We start from the raw sequence: 343 nt of genomic DNA, 5'->3' as shown, positions 1-343 counted from the left end.
CTGCGCCCAGCGCCACGTCGTTCGCGTAGTTCGACACCGCACCCATACCGATTGCCACCGAGTCCTTGCCCCGCGCCGACGAATCCGCGCCCGTCGAGTTCGCGTGGAAGTACTTCGTGCCCTTCTCGTACACGTTCGTTACCTGGTCGCCCAGGTTGGTAATCGACTTGGTGTTCTGGTCCACCTGCAGGTTCGTCGCGTACAGCTGCGAACCATTCACCGCGTCCTTGCTCGTCGACGACAGGTCACCTGCGGCCACGTTCTTGATCTTCGTGCCATTGTTGTCACCACCCAGCGTGATCGTGCCCTTCGCGGCATCGTCGTAATGCACCGCCAGCGCATC

General features: G+C 61.8%; 1 pseudogene. It reads right to left on the bottom strand.

The features are described 5' to 3' along the window. Window positions 1-343 (bottom strand): annotated as a pseudogene (locus tag AB3X86_RS38410) (hypothetical protein); the annotation flags it as partial.

Origin of the sequence: Paraburkholderia sp. BR14374, from assembly GCF_040948685.1 — a bacterium.
In the GTDB taxonomy this organism is placed as follows: domain Bacteria; phylum Pseudomonadota; class Gammaproteobacteria; order Burkholderiales; family Burkholderiaceae; genus Paraburkholderia; species Paraburkholderia youngii.
Note: the sequence above shows the minus strand (reverse complement) of the source record. Positions and strands in the feature narration are given on the sequence as shown.